Source organism: Nocardia noduli (genome assembly GCF_019038455.1).
Taxonomy (GTDB): Bacteria; Actinomycetota; Actinomycetes; order Mycobacteriales; family Mycobacteriaceae; genus Nocardia; species Nocardia noduli.
On sequence record NZ_JAFMPL010000095.1, the window covers coordinates 14,110 to 33,644 of the forward strand.

General features: G+C 65.4%; 16 protein-coding genes. 8 read left to right on the forward strand and 8 right to left on the reverse strand.

Annotation, left to right across the window (positions count from 1 at the left end; all coding sequences use genetic code 11):
- Window positions 1-138: 138 nt before the first annotated feature.
- Entirely contained in the window at window positions 139-1,005 is an 867-nt protein-coding gene (locus tag JZ792_RS32555; protein WP_216916725.1) for a helix-turn-helix domain-containing GNAT family N-acetyltransferase, read from the reverse strand.
- Window positions 1,006-1,108: 103 nt separating this feature from the next.
- On the opposite strand from JZ792_RS32555, the gene JZ792_RS32560 reads away from it, so the two are divergent.
- The gene (locus tag JZ792_RS32560; protein WP_216916726.1) at window positions 1,109-2,467 is read left to right on the forward strand and encodes an FAD-dependent oxidoreductase; all 1,359 of its coding nucleotides are present in this window, start codon (window positions 1,109-1,111) and stop codon (window positions 2,465-2,467) included.
- A gap of 1 nt (window position 2,468) precedes the next feature.
- Window positions 2,469-3,689, forward strand: a complete 1,221-nt coding sequence (locus JZ792_RS32565; protein WP_438804415.1) for an MFS transporter — start codon at window positions 2,469-2,471, stop codon at window positions 3,687-3,689.
- A gap of 138 nt (window positions 3,690-3,827) precedes the next feature.
- Here the strand turns inward: JZ792_RS32565 and JZ792_RS32570 are convergent, their stop codons facing one another.
- The 4 genes from JZ792_RS32570 to JZ792_RS32585 all read right to left on the reverse strand — a co-directional run bounded on the left by JZ792_RS32570 (window position 3,828) and on the right by JZ792_RS32585 (window position 9,195).
- Window positions 3,828-4,394 (reverse strand): hypothetical protein, encoded by a 567-nt coding sequence (locus JZ792_RS32570; protein ID WP_216916728.1) that lies wholly within the window; start codon window positions 4,392-4,394, stop codon window positions 3,828-3,830.
- Entirely contained in the window at window positions 4,391-6,181 is a 1,791-nt protein-coding gene (locus JZ792_RS32575; protein ID WP_308165546.1) for a tyrosine-type recombinase/integrase, read from the reverse strand. The genes JZ792_RS32570 and JZ792_RS32575 overlap by 4 nt, the downstream gene beginning before the upstream one ends.
- 851 nt (window positions 6,182-7,032) lie before the next feature.
- On the reverse strand, window positions 7,033-8,247 hold the full coding sequence (locus tag JZ792_RS32580; RefSeq protein WP_216916730.1) for a tyrosine-type recombinase/integrase: 1,215 nt from the start codon (window positions 8,245-8,247) through the stop codon (window positions 7,033-7,035).
- Between the two features lie 99 nt (window positions 8,248-8,346).
- Window positions 8,347-9,195: a hypothetical protein gene (locus JZ792_RS32585; RefSeq protein WP_216916731.1), complete on the reverse strand. Its 849-nt coding sequence runs from the start codon at window positions 9,193-9,195 to the stop codon at window positions 8,347-8,349.
- A gap of 65 nt (window positions 9,196-9,260) precedes the next feature.
- On the opposite strand from JZ792_RS32585, the gene JZ792_RS32590 reads away from it, so the two are divergent.
- Window positions 9,261-10,535 (forward strand): dTDP-glucose 4,6-dehydratase, encoded by a 1,275-nt coding sequence (locus JZ792_RS32590; protein WP_216916732.1) that lies wholly within the window; start codon window positions 9,261-9,263, stop codon window positions 10,533-10,535.
- Between the two features lie 87 nt (window positions 10,536-10,622).
- Here the strand turns inward: JZ792_RS32590 and JZ792_RS32595 are convergent, their stop codons facing one another.
- A complete protein-coding gene (locus JZ792_RS32595) occupies window positions 10,623-11,954 on the reverse strand; it encodes a hypothetical protein (protein WP_216916733.1) in 1,332 nt (443 codons plus the stop codon).
- Window positions 11,951-14,854, reverse strand: a complete 2,904-nt coding sequence (locus JZ792_RS32600; protein ID WP_308165547.1) for an ATP-binding protein — start codon at window positions 14,852-14,854, stop codon at window positions 11,951-11,953. The genes JZ792_RS32595 and JZ792_RS32600 overlap by 4 nt, the downstream gene beginning before the upstream one ends.
- 300 nt (window positions 14,855-15,154) lie before the next feature.
- On the opposite strand from JZ792_RS32600, the gene JZ792_RS32605 reads away from it, so the two are divergent.
- The 5 genes from JZ792_RS32605 to JZ792_RS32625 all read left to right on the forward strand — a co-directional run bounded on the left by JZ792_RS32605 (window position 15,155) and on the right by JZ792_RS32625 (window position 19,031).
- Entirely contained in the window at window positions 15,155-15,301 is a 147-nt protein-coding gene (locus JZ792_RS32605; protein ID WP_216916735.1) for a hypothetical protein, read from the forward strand.
- Window positions 15,302-15,336: 35 nt separating this feature from the next.
- A complete protein-coding gene (locus JZ792_RS32610; RefSeq protein WP_216916736.1) occupies window positions 15,337-15,945 on the forward strand; it encodes a DUF5753 domain-containing protein in 609 nt (202 codons plus the stop codon).
- A 222-nt stretch (window positions 15,946-16,167) separates the two neighbouring features.
- Complete coding sequence (locus tag JZ792_RS32615; protein ID WP_254190668.1) at window positions 16,168-17,367, forward strand: cytochrome P450 family protein; 1,200 nt, start codon at window positions 16,168-16,170, stop codon at window positions 17,365-17,367.
- A gap of 61 nt (window positions 17,368-17,428) precedes the next feature.
- Window positions 17,429-18,661: a cytochrome P450 family protein gene (locus JZ792_RS32620; RefSeq protein WP_216916737.1), complete on the forward strand. Its 1,233-nt coding sequence runs from the start codon at window positions 17,429-17,431 to the stop codon at window positions 18,659-18,661.
- A gap of 160 nt (window positions 18,662-18,821) precedes the next feature.
- Window positions 18,822-19,031, forward strand: a complete 210-nt coding sequence (locus JZ792_RS32625) for a cold-shock protein (RefSeq protein ID WP_216916738.1) — start codon at window positions 18,822-18,824, stop codon at window positions 19,029-19,031.
- 144 nt (window positions 19,032-19,175) lie between these two features.
- On the opposite strand, the gene JZ792_RS32630 is transcribed toward JZ792_RS32625, so the two are convergent.
- Window positions 19,176-19,535 (reverse strand): hypothetical protein (locus JZ792_RS32630; protein WP_216916739.1); only part of this gene is annotated, 360 nt, incomplete at its 5' end.

A 19,535-nucleotide genomic window follows, 5' to 3' on the forward strand; every position in this document is an offset into this window, starting at 1 on the left:
AGGGAACAGTCCCCTCGGGTGCCGAGCCGACCCGACGGACCATCACGCACCTCCATGTCGGCCTGATCCGAAGAAGAGTCGATCTCGGCGTCGAGCGAACGACCGGCACCGCGAACGGCGTCGAGGTGCCACCGGGTGTCAGTTGACCGGGCTCCGGCGTTCGAGAACGACCGTGTCGCGCCACACGCCCTCGCGCTGGCCGATGCGTTCGCGCACACCGATCGTGCGGTATCCGGCGCAGTGGTGCAGGGCGATGCTGGCGCGGTTCTCGGGGAAGATCGAGGTCTGCAAGGTCCACAGCCCTGCTTCGTCGGCGGCGATGACCTGCTTGTGCAGCAACGCCTTTCCGACTCCACGCCCGCGCTTGTCCTCGGCGACATAGACCGAGTTCTCGGCCACCCCCTCGAACGTGTCGGGACCGGACACCGAACTCAATGCCGCCCAGCCCACGACGTGGCCGTCGATCTCGGCGATCCACCGGTGTTCGGGCAGCCATCGGGCGTCCAAGGTTTCTCGGGCGGGGACCTCGGTGGCGAAGGTGGCGTTGCCGGTGGCGATGCCTTCACCGTAGATGCGCAGCACCGCGTCCCAATCGGCGTCGGTCATCGCACGCACCGACACGTCGCCGGGTAGGTCGGTGGGGCAGCACGGGCGTTGGGTGAGCACTCCCATGACCGCGTCGGCGGCATGGGGCAGGCCGGTGCAGCAGGCGGGGTTGACCATCACGACCGTGGAGGTGCGGTCCTTGTGGACGTTGACGAACCCGACATCGGCGAGTTTGCGCACGTGATGGGAGATGGTTGGCTGCCCGATCCCGAGAGCTTCGGCGAGTTCGCCGACGGTGATTCCGGACGGGCGGGTGGCGACCTGATGCAGCAACCGCACCCGGGTCGGGTCGGCAAGGCAGGCGAACCACGCCGCGTAGGTCGTCGCGTCGCCGACGGTCAGCGTGTCCTCCCACGTGGCTTCACCGCTGCGCACGATCGGCATATCCAGGGACGTCATACCCACCACTATATCGACCAATATCGATGGTTGCATTGATCGACGCACGTCGATACAGTTCCAATCGAATGATCGATGACTGTCGATGAAAGGAATCGGGATCATGAACCAACTGCCCGTCGTCGTCGTAGGAGCCGGACCCATCGGGCTGGCCGCCGCCGCCCAACTCCGCGAACGCCACCTGCCCGTGCTGGTGTTCGAGCGCGGCGATACCGCAGGAGCAGCGGTATCGCAGTGGAATCACGTCCGCGTGTTCTCCCGCTGGGGCGAACTCGTCGACCCCGCCGCCCGCCGCCTACTCGAATCCACCGACTGGAGCGCGCCCGCCGACGACGCCTATCCGACCGGGCAGGACTGGGCCCGCGACTACCTGATCCCGCTCGCTGATGCGCTCGGCGACACCGTGCACCTGAACACCGAGGTCGTCGGCGTCGCCCGCCGCGGCCGCGACCGCGTGGTGGATGCCGGTCGCGACACCGAACCGCTCTCGGTACACATCCGCCGCGCCGACGGCACCGAAGACCGTGTGCTCGCACGGGCGGTGATCGACGCCTCCGGCACCTGGACCACACCCAATCCCCTCGGCGGCGAGGGACTTCCCGCCCTCGGCGAAACCGCCGCCACAGAGGTGATCGACTACCGGGTGCCCGACCTGGATGACCCGCGGGTGCGTGCCCGCTACGCCGGACGCCACATCGTGATCGCCGGAAGCGGACACTCCGCGCTCACCGCCATCATCGCTCTGGCCGGGCTCGCCGAGAAGGAACCGGGCACTCTGATCAGCTGGGTGCTGCGCCGAGGCGACACCACCGACACCTTCGGCGGCGGTGACTCCGACCAGCTGCCCGCGCGCGGCGCGCTCGGACAACGCGCCAAGGCCGCCGTCGAGGCGGGGCATCTGCGGGTGGTGACCGGATTCCGCACCGCCGCGATCGAGCCCGACGGAAGCGGCCGACACACCCTGGTCTCCGACAACGGGCAACGCCTCGACGACGTCGACCACGTGGTCGTGTTGACCGGCTTCCGGCCAGACCTGTCATGGCTCTCGGAGATCCGCCTCGGCCTCGACCCGGTCCTGCAAGCCCCGACCCAGCTCGCGCCGTTGATCGACCCCAACGTGCACTCCTGCGGCACCGTCTACCCCCACGGCGTCACCGAACTCTCGCATCCAGAACCGAACGTGTTCCTGGCCGGGATGAAAAGCTACGGCCGCGCCCCGACCTTCCTGGCCATGACCGGCTACGAACAGGTCCGCTCCATCGCCGCCGCGATCGCAGGCGACCACGAAGCCGCGACCCGGATCGACCTCACCCTGCCCGACACCGGCGTCTGCGGCGGCGCCGGAGTCTTCGACGACCCCGACGCCACCAAAACCGCCGCCGACAACGGTGATGGTGGCTGCTGTGGGGCACCGCAGCCGGAACTGATCACCCTCGGCACGGCCGTGCCCGCGCGAGGGTGAGCTGTTGAGCGACATCACTGTTGCCTCGCAGACCGGTGGCCTCACCGCTACCGGTCTGCGTCGGGTGCTGGCGACCCTGTGCCTGACCGAGATCACCAGCTGGGGAATCCTCTACTACGCCTTCCCCGTCCTGTCGGTCTCCATCACCCACGACACCGGCTGGTCCGCACCAACCATCACCGCCGCCTTCTCGTTGAGTCAACTCGCCGCCGCACTCACCGGAATCCCGGTCGGACGACTCCTCGACCGCACCGGCCCGCGCGTCATCATGACCCTCGGGTCGGTCCTGGCCATCCCGTCGCTGATCGTGGTGGCGACCGCACCGAACCTGGCACTGTTCTTCACCGGATGGATCGCCGCCGGGATCGCGATGGGCGCGGTGCTCTACCCACCCGCCTTCGCCGCCCTGACCCGCTGGTACGGCACCGGGCACGTGAAAGCGTTGATGATCCTCACCCTCGCCGCCGGACTCGCCAGCACCGTCTTCGCACCCTTGACCGCAGCCCTGGTCCAGCACACCGATTGGCGCGCAACCTATCTCATCCTCACCGCGGTCCTCGCCCTGGTCACCATCCCCGCCCACTGGCTCGGGCTCCACGGCCCCTGGCCACACCCGCCCCCAGCGGCCAACAGCTTCCACGCCGACCACAACGCCATCGCCCGCAGCCCCGCCTTCCTCGCGTTGGTGACCGCCCTGAGCCTGGGCGCGTTCACCGCCTTCGCCGGAGTGTTCAACCTCGTACCGCTGCTCATCGAACGCGGATTCTCCCCATCCCTGGCCGCGCTCACCCTCGGTCTCGGCGGCGCCGGACAAGTCCTCGGCCGCATCGGCTACCTGCCTCTCGCCGCAGCCACCGGCCCACGTACCCGCATCATCGCGGCCTTCGCCGCAACCGCCGCCACGACCGCACTACTCGGACTCGGCACCACCGTCATGGTCCTGATCGGCGTCTCGATCGGCGCCGGACTCGTACGAGGAATCATGACCCTGATCCAGGCCACCGCGATCACCGAACGCTGGGGCGCAACACATTACGGCCGCCTCAGCGGACTCATGTCCGCACCGGTCGTCATCGTCATGGCGTTGGCCCCCTGGGCGGGCACGGCACTGAGCGCATGGACGGGCAGCTACGCCAACACCTACCTGCTCCTGGCCGCGCTCGCCGTCGTGGCCGCGGCCGTCGCGTTCGCCTCGGTGCCCCGACACGACCCCACACTCTGATCTTCGAGGACACCACCAGTGACCACCGGCTACAACGCCTCGTCGGTCCAGGAACACACAAGGCCGCGCGGGTCTGTATCGCCAAAAAATCCACAGTCCCGGCCGCGCGCGACTGAGGACCGGCGGGTGGAATGGGGGTCACTGACCGAAGATCTGTGCGACGTTGCGCTCTCGTTCGCGTTTAAGGTTGGCTCGTGCGCCGTCGAGGGAGCGGCGCAGGGCCCGGTTCTCGGTGTTGGCTTTGGTGAGGTTCTGGTTGAGCGCCACGAGAAGCGTACGTAGCTTTGCATTTTCGTCGGCGAGGTGGTTTCCGTCGGGGTCGTAGAGTTCTCCGGTGAGGCCGCTGATGCGGGCATCCCGGTCGCGGATCGCGGCACGTAGCGAGGAGATGACCGCTTCGGCGTTGAGGGCGCGTTCACGCCAGGAGGCTGTGTCCGCGTCGAGAGCTCGCTCCGCGCGTCGGGGACCAGCGGCTTGGGAGGCGTCTCGGGCAGCCAGGACGGCTCTGGTGAGTTCGGGGCGGCGTTTGTCGTAGATGAACGTCTTGCCGACACCGGCCAGGTCGCAGACGTTGTCGATGGTGAACGGCGCGCCCGTCTTGGCGAGTTTGGTCAGCGCCCTGCGGAGGCGTTTCTCGCAGTCAGCGCTGGTGCGGGATCGTTGTTCGATCATCTCGACGGGTCGGCGACGGGTGTTGGCGCTCAAACGGACTCGATCTCCTGTTCCGTGCCGGCGGGTTCGGGTGAGTTCATCTGTGTCACTTGCCATCCGGTGGAGAAAAGTGGGTCGAAGTAGTCGTGGACAGGGGTGCGCAGGTCTAGTTTCTCGGCGGATTCGAGCAGGCCGAGTTCATCGAGGGCCTCGCGCAGGCCGGTGAGGACGGGTTCCCAGGGAGTCCATTGACTGAGGATGTAGTCGCGGGCGTCGTCGGTGGGGGCGCCCTCGGCGAAGTGGTAGGCGGCGTCGCGTTTGCGTTCCCAGTAGGCCAGGTCGGCGCCGGTGAGTACGAAGTGCTCGCAGGGACCATCCGGCCCTGCGGTGCAGTTCTTCTGGTAGGGGCACTGTGCGCCGCCGACGACCGGTCCGTAGCGGCACAGGCCGTGCTCGACCGGCACGACCGTCAGATCGATCCGGGCGGCCGCGGCGGCGGGGTTGTCGGTGGTGATATCGGTGGGACGCAGCAGGATGGTGCCGGGATTGTCCGCGCCGGGGCTAGCAGCCCAAACCTGCTGTAGGTGGCGGGTCATGGTGTCGTTGTTGTAGTTCGCGTAATGCGCCAGCGCCTCTTCGGAGAAGTGCCCGAGCAGTTGGCGGACCAGCGCCGGTGGTGCCCCGTTGTTCAGCAGTGATGTCGCCAACGTCGCTCGGGTCTGATGGGTGGTGATCGACCTCAGCCCCAGGGCTTCGAACCAGGAGGTCCAGGCGACACGGAACCAGTTTTGCGAGACTGCCAAAGTCAGATCGGTATTCAGTTTGATTCGTGGAAACAGCGGCATTTCGCGGTCCCATGACACTTCCAGTCGTGCCCGGCCCCGGCTATCGAGCTGGGCGAGCTGATCTCGGTATCGGATTCGTAGTTTCGCTCGGGTGATCTCTTGTCTGCGGAGCAGTCGTTCGTAAACCGGTAGGTAGCAGGGCATTCCGTAGTCGATGACTCCGATCTTGGTGATGTCACGCCAGATGTAGGGTTGGGCGGCGCCGATGAGTCCGATGCAGCCGAGGCGCAGGTTGATTGTCTCTCCGATTCGTCCGCCCTGAAACGCCTGTGTGAGCCATATGTCGGAGCATCCGATGTCATCGTTGTCGAGGGCGTCGAGTGCGCGCAGGTTGTCCGGGCTGACCATCATCTGAAAATCGTCATAGCTCAGCGGACGTGGCCGAGGCTTCTTCTTGGCAGCGGGGAATCTCGGCAGACTGAGGATGAACAGGTCGAGGTCCGCCGCGGTCCGGCCATGTTCACGGGCCTGTATCAGAACGGTGCGCGCCCCGGCTGTGTAGTTCATGCGGGTCGCTTCGGTGAGCACTCGGGGTTCGGTTCGACTCGACACGATCGGCAGCGGGATCTGCTCCCGAAACCACAGATCGAAGGTGTCCTTGACGGCATCGGCGTCGCGTTTGCCGAGGGCCTCGGCGACACCACCGTGATCCGCGCGGTTCTGTTCGAGGATTCGCGACAGTAACGCGACACCGGTGATGCGATCGAAGATCACTCCGCGGGACGGCCGTTTCCCGGTCGGTTTCAACGACTCGTCGCAGAGGTGGTCCCAGAGCAGATTCCGCAGCCATACCTGGCTGACCGCGGTGATGTTCCAGGGCTTGCGCCGAGTTCCCTGACTTCCTGAAAATAATGCCGCCCCTACCAGGATCGGATCGAACCACCCCGCAGCCTTGGCAGCATCCGGGGTGACCGCGAGGCTTCGCGCTGCGACCGGAAGATCCAACCAGATCCGGCGCTCGGGTTCCCTGCTGACGGCGGCGGTCAAATCATCCACGAGTGGATCGGCCAGAGATTGCACGCCTGCGGCCAGCAGCGTGTCGATAACACCTTGGAGGATGTTGGGTCGCCACGGAGTGCGCCATGCTGTGTTGGCGTGGCGATGAAGGGCGTAGCGGATTTCCCGTTGAAGTCCGGACGGAAGCCGGGCCAGGCAAACACGTCCATGAACGACGGCCGGCGAAACCGATCCGACAACTCTCGGGATGCTGAGGAATTCATTCCAGCTGCCCTTGCCGGGCTCGCCGGATCGCAGCCACCAGTCGAACTGTGCCGCGTGGCTGGGACACAGCGTGCGGTTCTGTCTCTCTAGGCTCCGTCCCAGAGACGCGTCATGAACACAGCCATCGACATCGCAAAGCGCCGTCGGTGGAAGCGGTCTTTGTCGTGTGTCCCAACCGCAATCGAGGGTGCCGCGGCATCGCGCCCGGTACCGCATGTTGTAGTGGGTGAGGCAATACCCTGCGGCTTCGGCTTCGCGTGGACATCCTGTGATGCGACACGGCGACTTGCGGATCACCCCCCAGTTCAGTCGCCGCCCGCGGGGCTCGGCACCGGCCAGGAACTCTGCGAGTTCGACGGTGTTCTTGACCTTCGCGTAGTGCCTCGTGTGCTGGACACAGAGCAGCTGTAGTGAGATCTCCGGAAGCACCCCCGTGCAGCCGTCGACTCGGCAGGCCCAACCATAGGTGCAGTGATGGGGTGGGAAGTCGATCGGCTCGGCCAGCAACCACGCGGGAAACCGTGGGCTGACGATCTCGTAGCGCTGCTCGGCGTTGAGGCCCAGATAGTCCGATGCTGTCGCCGGAACAGCCGTAAGCGTGTCGACCACGTTCGTTCCATATTCTGTCACGACTCGGCCTTATCCGTCCGGACCGGCGCCAGATATTGCTCGCTCGGGGGCCGAGCGGTGGCCTCCCACGCCTGTTGCAGAAACTGCATCGCGTGCCGGTTGGCGGACTTGCCGTAGATGTCGGTCACCATCGCCGGACTTGACCAACCGAACTCTTGAGCGACCAACTCGGCGTTGAAGTCCGATTCGGCATACAGCGCAGCGGCGGCCTTGTGGCGAAACGAATGCGGCAGGACGCGGACGTTCAAATCGGCTCGGCGACAAGCCCGGTCCAGCATCTTGCGTACTCCGCCGGTGCACAGAGCCGCACCCGGGGTCACGCCACCGGTGTGGACGAGGATCTGTTCGTGCTCGACCAAGTGCTGGATCGGATGGAATTCGTCCAGGAGGTAGGCGTAGAAAGTACTGATCATGTCGTCGCTGACCGCGCGGATCACCCCGTCGACGACGAGTCCATCCTTCCCCGGATTCGATGGCGCATACGACTTCGCTCGCGCCTCGTTCGGGTTGTCGTCGCGGCCGACGACATGTACGTGCGGGTCGGCACGCTGACCGCACGGGTGATGTCGGGTCAGATGCAAGTCGCTGAAGCGCAACCCACACAGGCCACCCACTCTCAGGCCACCGTCATGCAGCCAGGTGATGATCATGGTGTCCCGAGCGGTCCTGAGTATCCCTGGTTCGAACAGCGCTTCGACAACCTCGTCCGGCAGAAAACATGGCCGACGCGAGCTTTGGCGTGGGGCAAGAGGATTCGATTCGACCGATCGTCGAGACCGGCCGCGCTGGGTGAAACTGCGCCGCGAAGACAAAGCCTCAACCACATCCGGACGCACATTGCCCGACGCCTGCAATGACAGGTAGTACGCCTTCACCACCGTCGCGACGTTGCCCGCCGCCGAGCTGCCCAGCGGCTTCTGCTCCGGACCCCGCCAAGCCACACCGTAGACACCCTCGGTGCGGCCAGTCACACCGTTCATATAACGGCGCAGGTCATCGAAACTGACGGTAGCCGGGTCACGGTTGTTCACGTGTAGCCAGTTCAGGTGATCTACAAGGCTGTAGGCATAGGTCTGCTGTGTCGAGGTCCCGTACCTGGTCAGAACCGCCAGCGAGGCACGATGCAGTTCTCCGTCCGGAGTGAAGATCCACCACGACTTCCGACCGTCGCGGTGACGAATCTTCCTGACAGCGAATCGACCCAATTCCATAGATCCACACCCCCGTCTGCCTCCACGTACTTCGAGAACGCACGAATACTCATTCGTCCGCGACGGGAGCAGGGATGGGTGGGGCGAACATCGAGAACGCTAGAACAGACGGGCGCTAAGGCCGCCCATGATCTCCACGCCGGTGTAGCCATCTTCGACCTCGAAGTCCCAGTGAACAATCTCCTCGGCGGCGTGGCGGAAACACCCCGGCGGGGTGACTGTGGTCTCGTCATCGAAGATTCGGACCCGGACCCGTATGTCTCCGCTGCCGCAGGGCGAGTATCCGGAGCCGGCGCGGGACCGTCTCGCTCCGAGCAGACATCCGCGGCTGTGGACGGCTTCGGCGGCAATCGAGAGCAGTTCGGCTATTTCGACAGCCGCATCGACCCGTTCGCGCAACCACCCGTCGGTGATCCGCTGGAGTCCGCTCAACGGATCTTGCACATGGTGGACGGCCATGGCCACCGTTCGCCACTCGACCCACGCGATATCGGCGTCCTCACGCACACGCTCGAGGGTGTCGAGCACGTCGCGAACCTTTTCAGGGAATTGCTCGTAAAACTCGCTCTGAGTCACCCGTTCCCGCTGCCATGTGGGTATCACCACGACCGTCGGCTTCAGTTTGGCGGATCGCAGCGACCTCACCTGCGGCAGCAGCAGGTCCGCCGCAGCCACCACATCCACCTGTGTGGGGTCTGTCAACCCGTCCTGGCCAAGGGACTCGGCGTCCTCTCGTCGCCAGTACCGCTGAACTCCATCGATGTCGATCTTCGGAGGGCGTAGCCCCTTGTCGACCTGCGCTTTTCGGGCGAGTTCGTTGCCGAGACGCACGGCCGCAGTGTAGCTCACGCCGTGCGCCTCGGAGATACGTCGAATCCGCCGTCGCCGACGTGCGCTGCTGTTCTTGGGCATGTCTTCAACCGATTCCGGCAGATGCGCCCACGCCACCTCTGCCTACGACGAATGAAGGCACACGAACGGGGGAACAAGCTACGCGGGCCCCGGGAAGGACCTTGGCCATCAACGTCGCCGAACCGGCGTGGGCGGGGCGACTCAGGCGGAAAGGGGAGCGCGTGCGCGTCCGACACTCCGCGATGAGCATATCGCGCCACAACCGCCGAACCGCGCAAATTCGCTCAGTTGGAGCAATGACTTTGGGCAACTCGGGCCAGATGGAAGAGGGCGGTTGCGGTGAGAGGAGTTGGCTAGGCTTCCGGGTTATGGCCGTCTACCTTGTCACCGGCGCCGCGGGCTTCATCGGCGCGAACTATGTGCATTTTCTGCTGGAGCACGAGCCGCAGGTTCAGGTGGTGGGGGTCGACTACATCGGGTTCGCCGGAAACATGGCCAATCTGGAGTCGGTGCGGGACCGTATCAGCTTCGAGACGGCCGACATCGCCGATCTCGAGGTGATGGAGTCGGTCTACCGGCGGTACGAGCCGGATTATGTCGTGAACTTCGCGGCTGAATCTCACAACGACCGGGCGATCGTCGGCCCGTCGTCGTTCATGCGGTCGAATGCGCTCGGTGCCCAGGTGATGGCTGAGTGCAGCCGGTTGGTGCCGGTGCGGTCGCACGTGCACGTGTCGACCATCGAGGTGTACGGCGAGCTGGCGCCTGGTGACGAGTGGTTCACCGAACGGTCGCCGCTGAACGCGAAGACGCCGTACTCGGCGGCGAAGGCGGCTGGGGATCAGATGGTGCGTGCCTATATGCAGACCTACCCGGACCTGGATATCCGTATGACGCACTGCGCCAACAACTATGGTCCGTTCCAGTTGCCGGAGAAGCTGATTCCGCTGGCGGTGACGAACCTGTTGCGTGGCAGGAAAGTGCCGGTGTACGGCAATGGGCTGCAAAGCCGTGATTGGCTGCACGTCCTCGACCACTGCGCGGCGGTGCACCGCGTCCTGCACGCCGACCTCCCCCCGGTCCCCGCTGCGGCGGCTACCGATCCGGGCCTGCTGCCGATCTTCGATATCTCGGCTCGGTGCGAGGTCACCAACCTCGACATCGCTCGCAGGGTAGTTGCCGAGCTCGGGATGGATCCCGACGAGATGATCGAACACATCCCTGATCGGCCGAATCACGACCGCCGCTACCTGATCAATCCGGACAAACTCCAATCCGAACTCGGCTGGGCACCGGTACACGACGACTTCGCGGCCGGTATTGCTACCACTGTGGCTTGGTATGCCGACAATTCCGAATGGTGGGAACAGATCTTCGCCGACAAGGGTGAACTCGGATTCGACTGGAGCAAGGTCGGCGCGTCCGCCGTTCGGTAGTAGGTGTTCTGCGCTGACCGATTCCCAAGATCGGAAGCAAACGCAGTGCCGTCATCCCCCGGCAGCGGTAGTTCTTCGGTATGTCAGCTAGTCGGTGGCGGGAGTGCCGTTGACCTCCGTCGCCGATGCGTGGGTGAGGTATTGCTGACGCAGGTCGGGATTGCTGATGGCCAGTGTGCCTGCTATCCAGGCGCGGTCACCTCGTCGGGGTTGGGGACCCTCGAGTGGTGTGGCCAGTGGTCGTACTGCTGTTCCGGCGGGGTCGCTGTCGTAGGGATAGCTCCCCCAGGTGGCTGCTTCCTCGGGGGTGGGGTTACACCAGAACGCGGCCATGAGGTCATGGATTAAGGGCCGGAGATCCTGGTCGGGGAGGTGCGTGAAGGAGTCGGCGACGGCGTAGAGCGTGTCGCGGTAGGTGCGCAGCCCCCACGATTCGGGAGCGGGGTTGCCGACCGATTTGAGGATCGGTTGGATTGTGCCGGTGGGGGATCGGTGGTAGCCGGTGACAATTCCGTGGTCGCCCATGCAGAACGTTTCGACGAGGTAGGGCGCGTCAGGCACTCGCAGATCCGCCCCTTGGCGGGTGGCGGTGTTGTACATGTACGCCGACACGTGATCGGTGACGGCCGGGTCGGGATCTCGCGGTTCGTATCCCCACAGCAGGGCATGCGGTCGTGGCCGTCCGGGTGTGCTGCACACGCGGATCAGGGAGTCGATCATGCGGCCGGTCCATCCGGCGTCGACCAGCCCGGTGTCCGGGGCGTCGAGCCGATGAGCGGCGGCGTAATCGATGAGCAGTTGGCGTGTTTCGGTGATCCGTGCTCCGACGGCCGCGCGCACGCGCGGGGTCCGGAGGAACTTCTTCATCGCTTCGATCTGCTGGTGCTCATCGGCGCGGGTATCAGCGTCCAGGGAGACACCGGCAGCTTCCAGGGCGGCAAGATGGTCGTTGATTCGCAGTCCGAGTCGTGCGCACAGGTCGGTGGCGTTGGATTTCATGAAGCTGTTGAACAGCCAGGCTTCCTGGTCGAGGCTGTCGGCGTTGCTGGCGGCCAGGCTCCAGGTGAGTCGGCTGCTGTAGACGTATTCGAGGTCGATTCCGGCGTGTAGGTGCGGGGGGAGGCGACGGGCGAGTTCGTAGAAGATTTGGCCGTCGCGTGAGAGGAACCGCAGGCGTGAGAGTCGGCGGTGGCGGGCGTGTTCCAGCATCCAGATCACGGCTCCGATGAGTGTGGGAGCCGCGACTCCGGCGGCGACATCACGGATCTGCCGCTGCTGGTCGCCGGACACGGCGACGGTATTGCGCGCGGTCCGGCTGGCCTCCCGCAGACGCGCTGCGGCGTCTGCGGGGTGGTGGGAGTGGTCGAGCATGATTTGCTCGTACCGGGTTGTCGCGGTGATGGAGTCGGGATGTGTCACCATTCCTTCAAGACCGTTTCTATGTCGTGGTCGATGGTGATCGCGTTGCGATGGCAGATGGCGAGAGCTTCCTTCATGTGTGGTGTCGGGTCTTGGCCGAGGCGCTGGGCGAGGCGGGCCAGACCGGCGTCGACGCGGGCGATCCAGAGTTGGTCGCCGAGGGTAGTGAATCGCGCGTGCGCGTCGAGCAGCGCGGTGGCGGCGGTGTCGTAGTCGGCGGTGTCTCGCGCGAGAATTCCTAGTTGGCGGCGTGCGCGGGCTTGGGCGGGACGGTCGCCGCTGGTGCGGAAGATGATGTCGAACGCGGTGTCCAGGTAGTGGTGGGCGAGTTCGTAGCGTGCGGTGGTGCGGTGCAGGTCGGTGAGGCCGAGGTGGCATCGAGCGATCCAACGGTGATCGTTGATCGAGGTGAAGATCTCGCAGGCCCGGGTGAGATCTCGTTCGGCCAGGTCCGGGTTGTCGGCTAGGCGGTGGGCGTCGCCGCGGTTGCGCAGGGTGACGGCGACGCCACGGCGGTCGGCGAGGCGTTCGAACAGCGCCAGTGATCGCTCGAACGGCTCCCATGCCTGGTGCAGGTCACCGGCGTTGCGGTGCACGACCGCGATGTGACGCAAGGTGCGGGCCTGCCAGCGCAGGTCGTCGAAATCGGTGAAGACCGCGAGTGCGGGGGTGAGCAGTTGTAGGGCTTGCTCGTTCTTCCATTGGTCGCGGTAGACCAGTGCGTAGCGCACTCGGGTGCGGGCGGCGTCGAGGTCGTCGTGGAGGTCGTTGCGGTAGATCGCCAAGCTTTCCTCGAAGTAGCGTGTGGCCTCCGACCATTGGGAAAGTCCTCGGCTGGCGTCACCGAGGCCGTTGAGGACACCGGCCACCGATCTGGAGTCCTGCTCGCATTCCGCGGTCAGCAATGATGCGGAGAAGGCGGTGAGGGCGTCATCGAGGTGCCCTCGATAGCGGTGGGTATCGCCGAGCAGCTTCATGGTCGTGGCCCACCGCCGTTGGTCGTCGAGACGGAGGAATATGTGCGCGGCTTCGTCCAGGACAGCGGTGGCGGCATCGTATCGCCCGAGTTCCCGGTCGAGTGCTCCGAGGTTGCGCAGGATGACCGCCCGCGGGTGGTCGGTGTCGGTGATCGCGATCGTGGCTTGCAGCGCGAGTTCGTGGGTGTGTGACCAGGCTTGCCAATCCGCGCGCCAGTCGAACAGTGCGGGCAGTGCAGCGGCCAGGCGCCAGGTCTGGTCCGGTAGACCGAGACGATGGGCCAAGTCCACGGCGGCGATGAGGTTGGCCTGCTCGATGATGAACCAGCGGCGTGGGTCGCTGCGGGCTGCTTGGGCGGCAACCGCGTCGGGCCGGTCGAGTTCGACGTCGGATTCGATGTCGTGTTCGGTACCGGGGTGCAGGGTCTGGGCGGCGATGAGCACGGTCGCGGTATAGCGGCCGATCAACCGTCGCGCGGCGGCCTGGCGGTGTTGCTCGGTTTCGTGGGCCAGGCACCTCTCCCGGGCGAAGTCGCGGATCAGGTCGTGCAGTCGGTAGCGGGGCAGGCCGGTCGCGTCGATTCCGGCGATCTCCACCAGCTGCGCGTCGGCGAGGCTTTCCAACACTTGCTCGGCCTGGTGCACGTCGGTGTCGAGCAGTGCGGCGAGGTTCCACGCAGGGAAGGTCGCCGCCGTCAGTGACAGGAGACGGAATCCGGATTGCTCGATGTCGCTGCGACCGCGGTAGCTCAATTCGAACGATGCACGCACCTGTAGGTCACCGGCCGTGAGCAGGTCGAGACGGCGGGTCTCGTCGGACAAGCGGGCCGCGAACCAAGCCAGGGTCCAGCTCGAGCGTGATGTCAGGCGGGCGGCGGCAATCCGCAAAGCCAACGGCAGCGCCCCACACAGCCGCGCTAACTGACGCACTGCGTCGGGTTCAGCATCAGCACGGTCGCTGCCGATCAACACCGTCAACAGTGTGACCGCTTCATCCTCGGTGAGTACATCGACGTCGACGTGGATGCCCGCCAGCGTTGTCATGGGGGTGCGGCTGGTGACCAGAACCGCGCACCCGGCAGAGCCGGGCAGCAGTGGGCGCAACTGTGTTTCGTCGGCGGCATTGTCCAGCACCACCAGCATCCGCCGGTCCGCGAGCTGGGCGCGGTACCTGCGGGCGCGTTCGTCGAGATCTTCGGGGATCTCGCTGCCCGGTACACCGAATTCGCGCAGAAACCCCGCCAGCACTTCGCCGGGGGAGACCGGATGCGTTCTGGTGCCATCAAGATTCACGTAAAGCTGACCGCCTGGAAAGGCAGACTGGATCTGGTGTGCGACATGGACCGCCAAAGCGGTCTTGCCGACACCGGCTTTCCCCGATATTGCCGCGATCGCGACGGCAGTCACCGAGGGCGTGGTCAACGCCCGGATCAATCGTTCGACATCATGACGACGGCCAGTGAAGTCGTCGGTGTCGGGAGGCAGCTGCATCAGCGGTTGAGGCGCACGATGATCAGGCCGGGCGCGCAGAGCCGGAATACTGTCCGCGGCGGGTGCGTAGTCCGGGGCCCAACCTAGTTCGACGGGGTTGGCGTGGAACAGTCGTGACAGCAAATCCTGATAGTCCCAACTAGGACGAGCACCGGCTTCCCATTCCTGCCACGAACGAACGACCAAACCGCGCGGTTTGAGGTTTTCGCGTCGACACATCCGGTGAAACTCCTCGACAGCGGATGCCATCGTCCAGCCATGGGCGAGTCGATGAGACTTGAACCGGCTGTGACCGCAATGTCGGGTGATCTCGTCAGCAATCCTGTGCACCAGCGCGATCGGCGGCTCCTCACCAGGCGGGAGATGCGCGACCAACCCAGCGCGGATATCGGCGGCGCGACGCGCGTCCGCGCGAGATCCGTTGTCACCCATCCCGTCTCTGCCCCGCCCCCTTGCTTGGTGAATAGACCCAGGTTAACCCGACCTCGAATCGCCCACCGAATAGCGGTGACAGCGCAGCGATCACCGATCGCGACGAACCGCAAGACGAGAGCCCGTCTCGCCACCAGCATCTGCGATCGCGAACACGCGTCGCTGACCAGCCGCGACACCGACAAAATGCACTGTCCCGCCCGCGACCTGCTCTCGTCTATCCGCGGATCGGTTCGGTGGCAACGCTGGTAATGAAGTCCAGCGCGCTCTGCGTCGATGTTGTGGAGGAGTTACCGCCGAATGTTCGTAGACCACGAGCCCGGTGCGCGGCGGTGGGCCGTCACGGTCACCGTGTCGGACCCGGACGGGCCGTTGCGGATCGGCCAGCGCGTCGGCACCGGTACCGAGGCCGACCGCACCCTGATCACATCCATCACCGCGTCCTGACCCTGTTCGTTTCACCGGTTGCATCGGAGGAAATCATGTCTGCCAATGTCACCTCGTCTGTTCCCGAGTTCATCGTATGGCGTGAGCAGCCGTCGAGTGATTTGCAGCAGCGTGCGGGGCGGTTCGAGTCCGAGGCGAGGGTGTTGCAGTGGTTCGAGCCGGGGGTGATACCTGGGCTGCTCCAAACACGTGACTATGCGCACGCGGTCCTGGAGGCCAGCATGAATGCGCTCGGGGTTGATGGTGATGTGTCGGCGGCGTTGGACGCGCTTCTGGCACGGCAGCAGCGTTGGCGGGCTTCGGCGACATGGGTGCATTTCCTGATCGCCGAGCAGGCCCTGTACACGGTCGTGGGCGATCCCGAAACGACTCGGGTGCAGTTGGAGACGCTGCTGGGTCGGTTGCCCGCTACTGCCGTGGTCGAGATTGTTCCGCGCACCGCTCGGTTCCGCGTCTCGGCAACGAATTTCGTCGTCTACGACGACACCCGGGTCGCTGTGGAGACCGCCACCGGCGCTCTCCGTTTCTGCGACCCGACCGCGATCAGTGACTACCTGACGGTGTTCGACCTGCTTACCCAGGACGCGGTCCTGGGTAGCGAGGCCGATGCGCTGATCACGAAAGCCATCGCCGCTCACCGGTAAACGCGACGTTCGCGTTCTCGACAGCTTCGACTCTCGCCTGCGGGACGCTCCCTGTCGGCGTCGGCGGGAGAAGTCCTTCGCTACACACGATTTCGAGGGTTCAATCTCATGGCCGCTACAGCTTTCCCGTCGCCCACCCGCCACCCCGTCGCCCCGGCACCGACAAGATGCCCGGTTGGGCAGGAACCGGGACCCTACGGCCTGGACGGTCCTCTCTTCCGGTTGTATTCACCGGATTTCGCGCGGAATCCGCATCGGGTCTATGCCGAGATGCGCCGCTACCACCCTGATTTCGCCCGTGTCGAACTCGCGCCGGGAGTTACGGCGACTCTGGTGATCGGGTGGCGGATGGCGGTGCAGATCCTGCACGACACTGACCGTTTCCGGGCGGACCCGAGCCGTTGGCAGAAAGCGATGGATCCGCGGTGCTCGGTGATGCCGATGATGGGAGCCCGCAAGAACGCCCTGCGCAGTGACGGGCACGCCCATGCTCTCTATCGGCAGGCCACCACCGCTGCGCTGGCGGGGGTGGACCTGCACGAGTTGCACGCTGTGGTCGCAGGACACGGCCACGACCTCGTCGCGGCGGTCGCCGCCGACGGCGCGATGGACCTGGTCGCCGATTACGCGGGGCCGTTGGCGTTTCGGACGATCAACACGATGATGGGCTGCCCACCCGAGATCGGCGGAGAGTTGGCTCGTGGTTTCGCGATGATGTTCGAGGCCGACACCGACCCCGGTGTGGTGGACGAGGTCGTCGATGGCGCGTTGGGTGCGTTGATCGATCTCAAACGCGCCTACCCGGGTCGCGATATCCCGACTCGGTTGATCGCGCACGCGGACCGGATGAGTGCGCAGGAGGTGCGCGAGCAGGTCCTGACCATGTACGCGGCAGCGATCGAACCGTTGCAACACCTGATCGTGAACGCGGTGCTGTTGATGATGACCGATCGGGGTTTCGGTGACCAGGTCGTCAGCGGGGCCTGTCAGACCGAGGACGCGCTGAACGAGGTGCTGTTCCGCAATCCACCGTTGGCGAACCTGTGCGTCCGGTATCCACCTCGCCCGGTCTTGGTCGATGGTGTCACCTTGCCCGCTGATCAGCCGGTGCTCATCGGGATGGCGGCCTGCAACACCGACCCCCGCAACCGAGCCCCCGGTGCCAGTGGATCCGACCACTTCGGTCGGGTCGGACGCAACGCCTCGCACCTGTCGTTTTCGGCGGGGCCGCATTCGTGTCCGGCCCGCACCCTCGCCTACCAGTGCGCGGTCGACGCGATCGATGAGTTGCTCGATCGGCTGCCTGATCTGCGACTTGCGTGCCCGGTGGGGGAGTTGGTGTGGCGGGCCGGTCCGTTTCATCACGCACTCGAAACCCTGCCGGTGGTGTTCACCCCGACCTCGCCGCACACCCACCGCTGACGATGCACCCGAATCTTTCGCCGCGCACCTACTGATCAACCTCGCACCTCTGGAGTCCGGTATGACCGCTCTGCAATCCGTCCTCGATCCTCATGTCCTCGACGTCACCGGCACCAATATCGCCGCCGAAGCCGCTCTGCTGCGTGAGCGAGGGCCGTTGGTTGCGGTGGTGCTGCCCGGTGGGATACGCGCGTGGGCGATCACCACACCGACTCTGCTCAAGGAATTGTTCGCCGATGAGCGGGTGTCCAAGGACACCTACCGGCACTGGCCCGCCTTCCTCAACGGTGAGATCCCGTCGGACTGGCCGTTGATCGCGTGGGTGTCGGTGCGCAACATGTTCACCGCCCACGGCGCGGAGCACACGCGGCTGCGCAAACTGATCAAACCGGCGTTCACGCCTCGCCGTATCGCTGCCCTGCAACCGCAGATCGAGAAGATCGTCACCGAGCTGCTCGACGCACTGGCGGCGCACCCGGGCGGGACGGTGGTCGATCTTCGTGAGCAGTTCGCCGCGCAGGTGCCGTTGCGGGTGATCACCGCGCTGATGGGAGTCCCCGACGATCTCGCGCCGCCACTACGAACGTGCGTGGACGAAATCTTCTCCACGGCCCCGCAACGCGATCCGCAAGCCACCTTCACCGAATTGGTGGGTCTGTTGAGCACGCTGGCCTCGCGGCGCCGCGCCGAGCCGGGTGAGGACATGACGAGTTTGCTCATCGACCACCGCGACGAGGGCGATCAGCTCAGCGAGGAAGAACTCGTCCACACCCTGTTGTTGGTGATCAGCGCCGGGTACGAGACGACGGTGAACCTGCTCGATCAAGCGATCCACGCGGTGGTGACTCGCCGCGGGCTTGTGACGCGACTGCGCGAGGGTACTGCTGGGTGGCGGCATCTGATCGAGGCCACCCTGCGTGATAGGCCACCGGTGGCGAACCTGCCCCTGCGTTACGCGGTCGTGGATATGGATATCGCGGGCCAGCTAGTCAAGGCTGGTGATCCGCTGATCGCCGCCATCGCCGCCGCCAACCAGCATCTGAACTCGTCGGCCTCGGGCGAGCACGATTCGAGCAGGCCACCGGTGGAGCATCTGTCGTTCGGGTACGGCCCGCATTACTGCCTCGGCGCGGCCTTGGCCCGTCTCGAGGCGGAGATCGCGTTGCCCGCTCTCTTCGACCGGTTCCCGGATCTGGGGTTCGCGGTCGACCCTGCGGCCTTGGACACGTTGGACAGTTTCATCAGCCAAGGCCACCGGGAGTTGCCGGTGTACCTGAGGGCAGTGTCGGGTTGAGGCGACGAACTCACCCGGAACAGCTCTGTGCGAGCGATATCGACGCACACGGCGACATGGGGGCGGTTCGGGTGCGGCCGGACTTCGGCTGTGCCGGATCGGTCCTCGCTCGACCGCAGCGACATCTTCTGATTTCAACGAGAAAGGGTAGGGCCGGGATATGGCTGTCGGCACAGTGAAATGGTTCAACTCCGACAAGGGATTCGGGTTCATCGTCCCCGACGGCGGCACCGATCCGGACGTGTTCGTCCACTACACCGCGATCGCGGACGACGGTTTCCGTGAACTGGACGAAGGCCAGCGGGTGCAGTACGAGACCGTGCACGCGGACAGAGGGATGCAGGCCAGCGATGTCCGCGTGATCGCCTGATCCTCTTGTGAGGTTACCCGGGAGCCGGGGTGGTTCAGGCGCGTTGGCGCGACGGTGCGATACCCCCGCGAGGCAGGGGCAGCAGCAGCGATGAGACGAGTCCGGACGGCGATGCTGTCCGGACTCGTTGTGTCGCGGTGGCGGTTACTGGTCGGCGCGTTCGGTGGTCACGCGCAGGTATTCACCGATCACTTCGGCCAACCGGTGATCGTCGGGCGGGCGCGCTTGTGGGTGGGTGTCCTGTGTCGAGGCTGGCCCGTATTCGGTGGCGATCGCGGTCATCGCCCGCATACGCGGGCGACACGGTGACGGGCAGCGGTGGTGGACGCTGAGGGTGTGGATCGCGTCGACGGTGGCGAGTTCACCGGGATCGACCACACAGACATTCTCGGGCAGGTCGCTGTCGAGGACCACTATCGGGATGGGCTGTTCGGTGGTCGGCGTGGATGCGTGCCCGCCGCTGCGCCGGGGGAGGGGGTGAGGGGTCACTGCGTGGCTCCCCAT

What these genes read in the sequence shown, in the direction of transcription:
- JZ792_RS32610 (WP_216916736.1), top strand. Translation starts at nt 15,337, where the DNA reads ATGTCTGCCAATGTCACCTCGTCTGTTCCCGAGTTCATCGTATGGCGT.
- JZ792_RS32555 (WP_216916725.1), bottom strand. Translation starts at nt 1,005, where the DNA reads ATGACGTCCCTGGATATGCCGATCGTGCGCAGCGGTGAAGCCACGTGG.
- JZ792_RS32580 (WP_216916730.1), bottom strand. Translation starts at nt 8,247, where the DNA reads ATGGAATTGGGTCGATTCGCTGTCAGGAAGATTCGTCACCGCGACGGT.
- JZ792_RS32625 (WP_216916738.1), top strand. Translation starts at nt 18,822, where the DNA reads ATGGCTGTCGGCACAGTGAAATGGTTCAACTCCGACAAGGGATTCGGG.
- JZ792_RS32620 (WP_216916737.1), top strand. Translation starts at nt 17,429, where the DNA reads ATGACCGCTCTGCAATCCGTCCTCGATCCTCATGTCCTCGACGTCACC.
- JZ792_RS32560 (WP_216916726.1), top strand. Translation starts at nt 1,109, where the DNA reads ATGAACCAACTGCCCGTCGTCGTCGTAGGAGCCGGACCCATCGGGCTG.
- JZ792_RS32605 (WP_216916735.1), top strand. Translation starts at nt 15,155, where the DNA reads ATGTTCGTAGACCACGAGCCCGGTGCGCGGCGGTGGGCCGTCACGGTC.
- JZ792_RS32600 (WP_308165547.1), bottom strand. Translation starts at nt 14,854, where the DNA reads ATGGGTGACAACGGATCTCGCGCGGACGCGCGTCGCGCCGCCGATATC.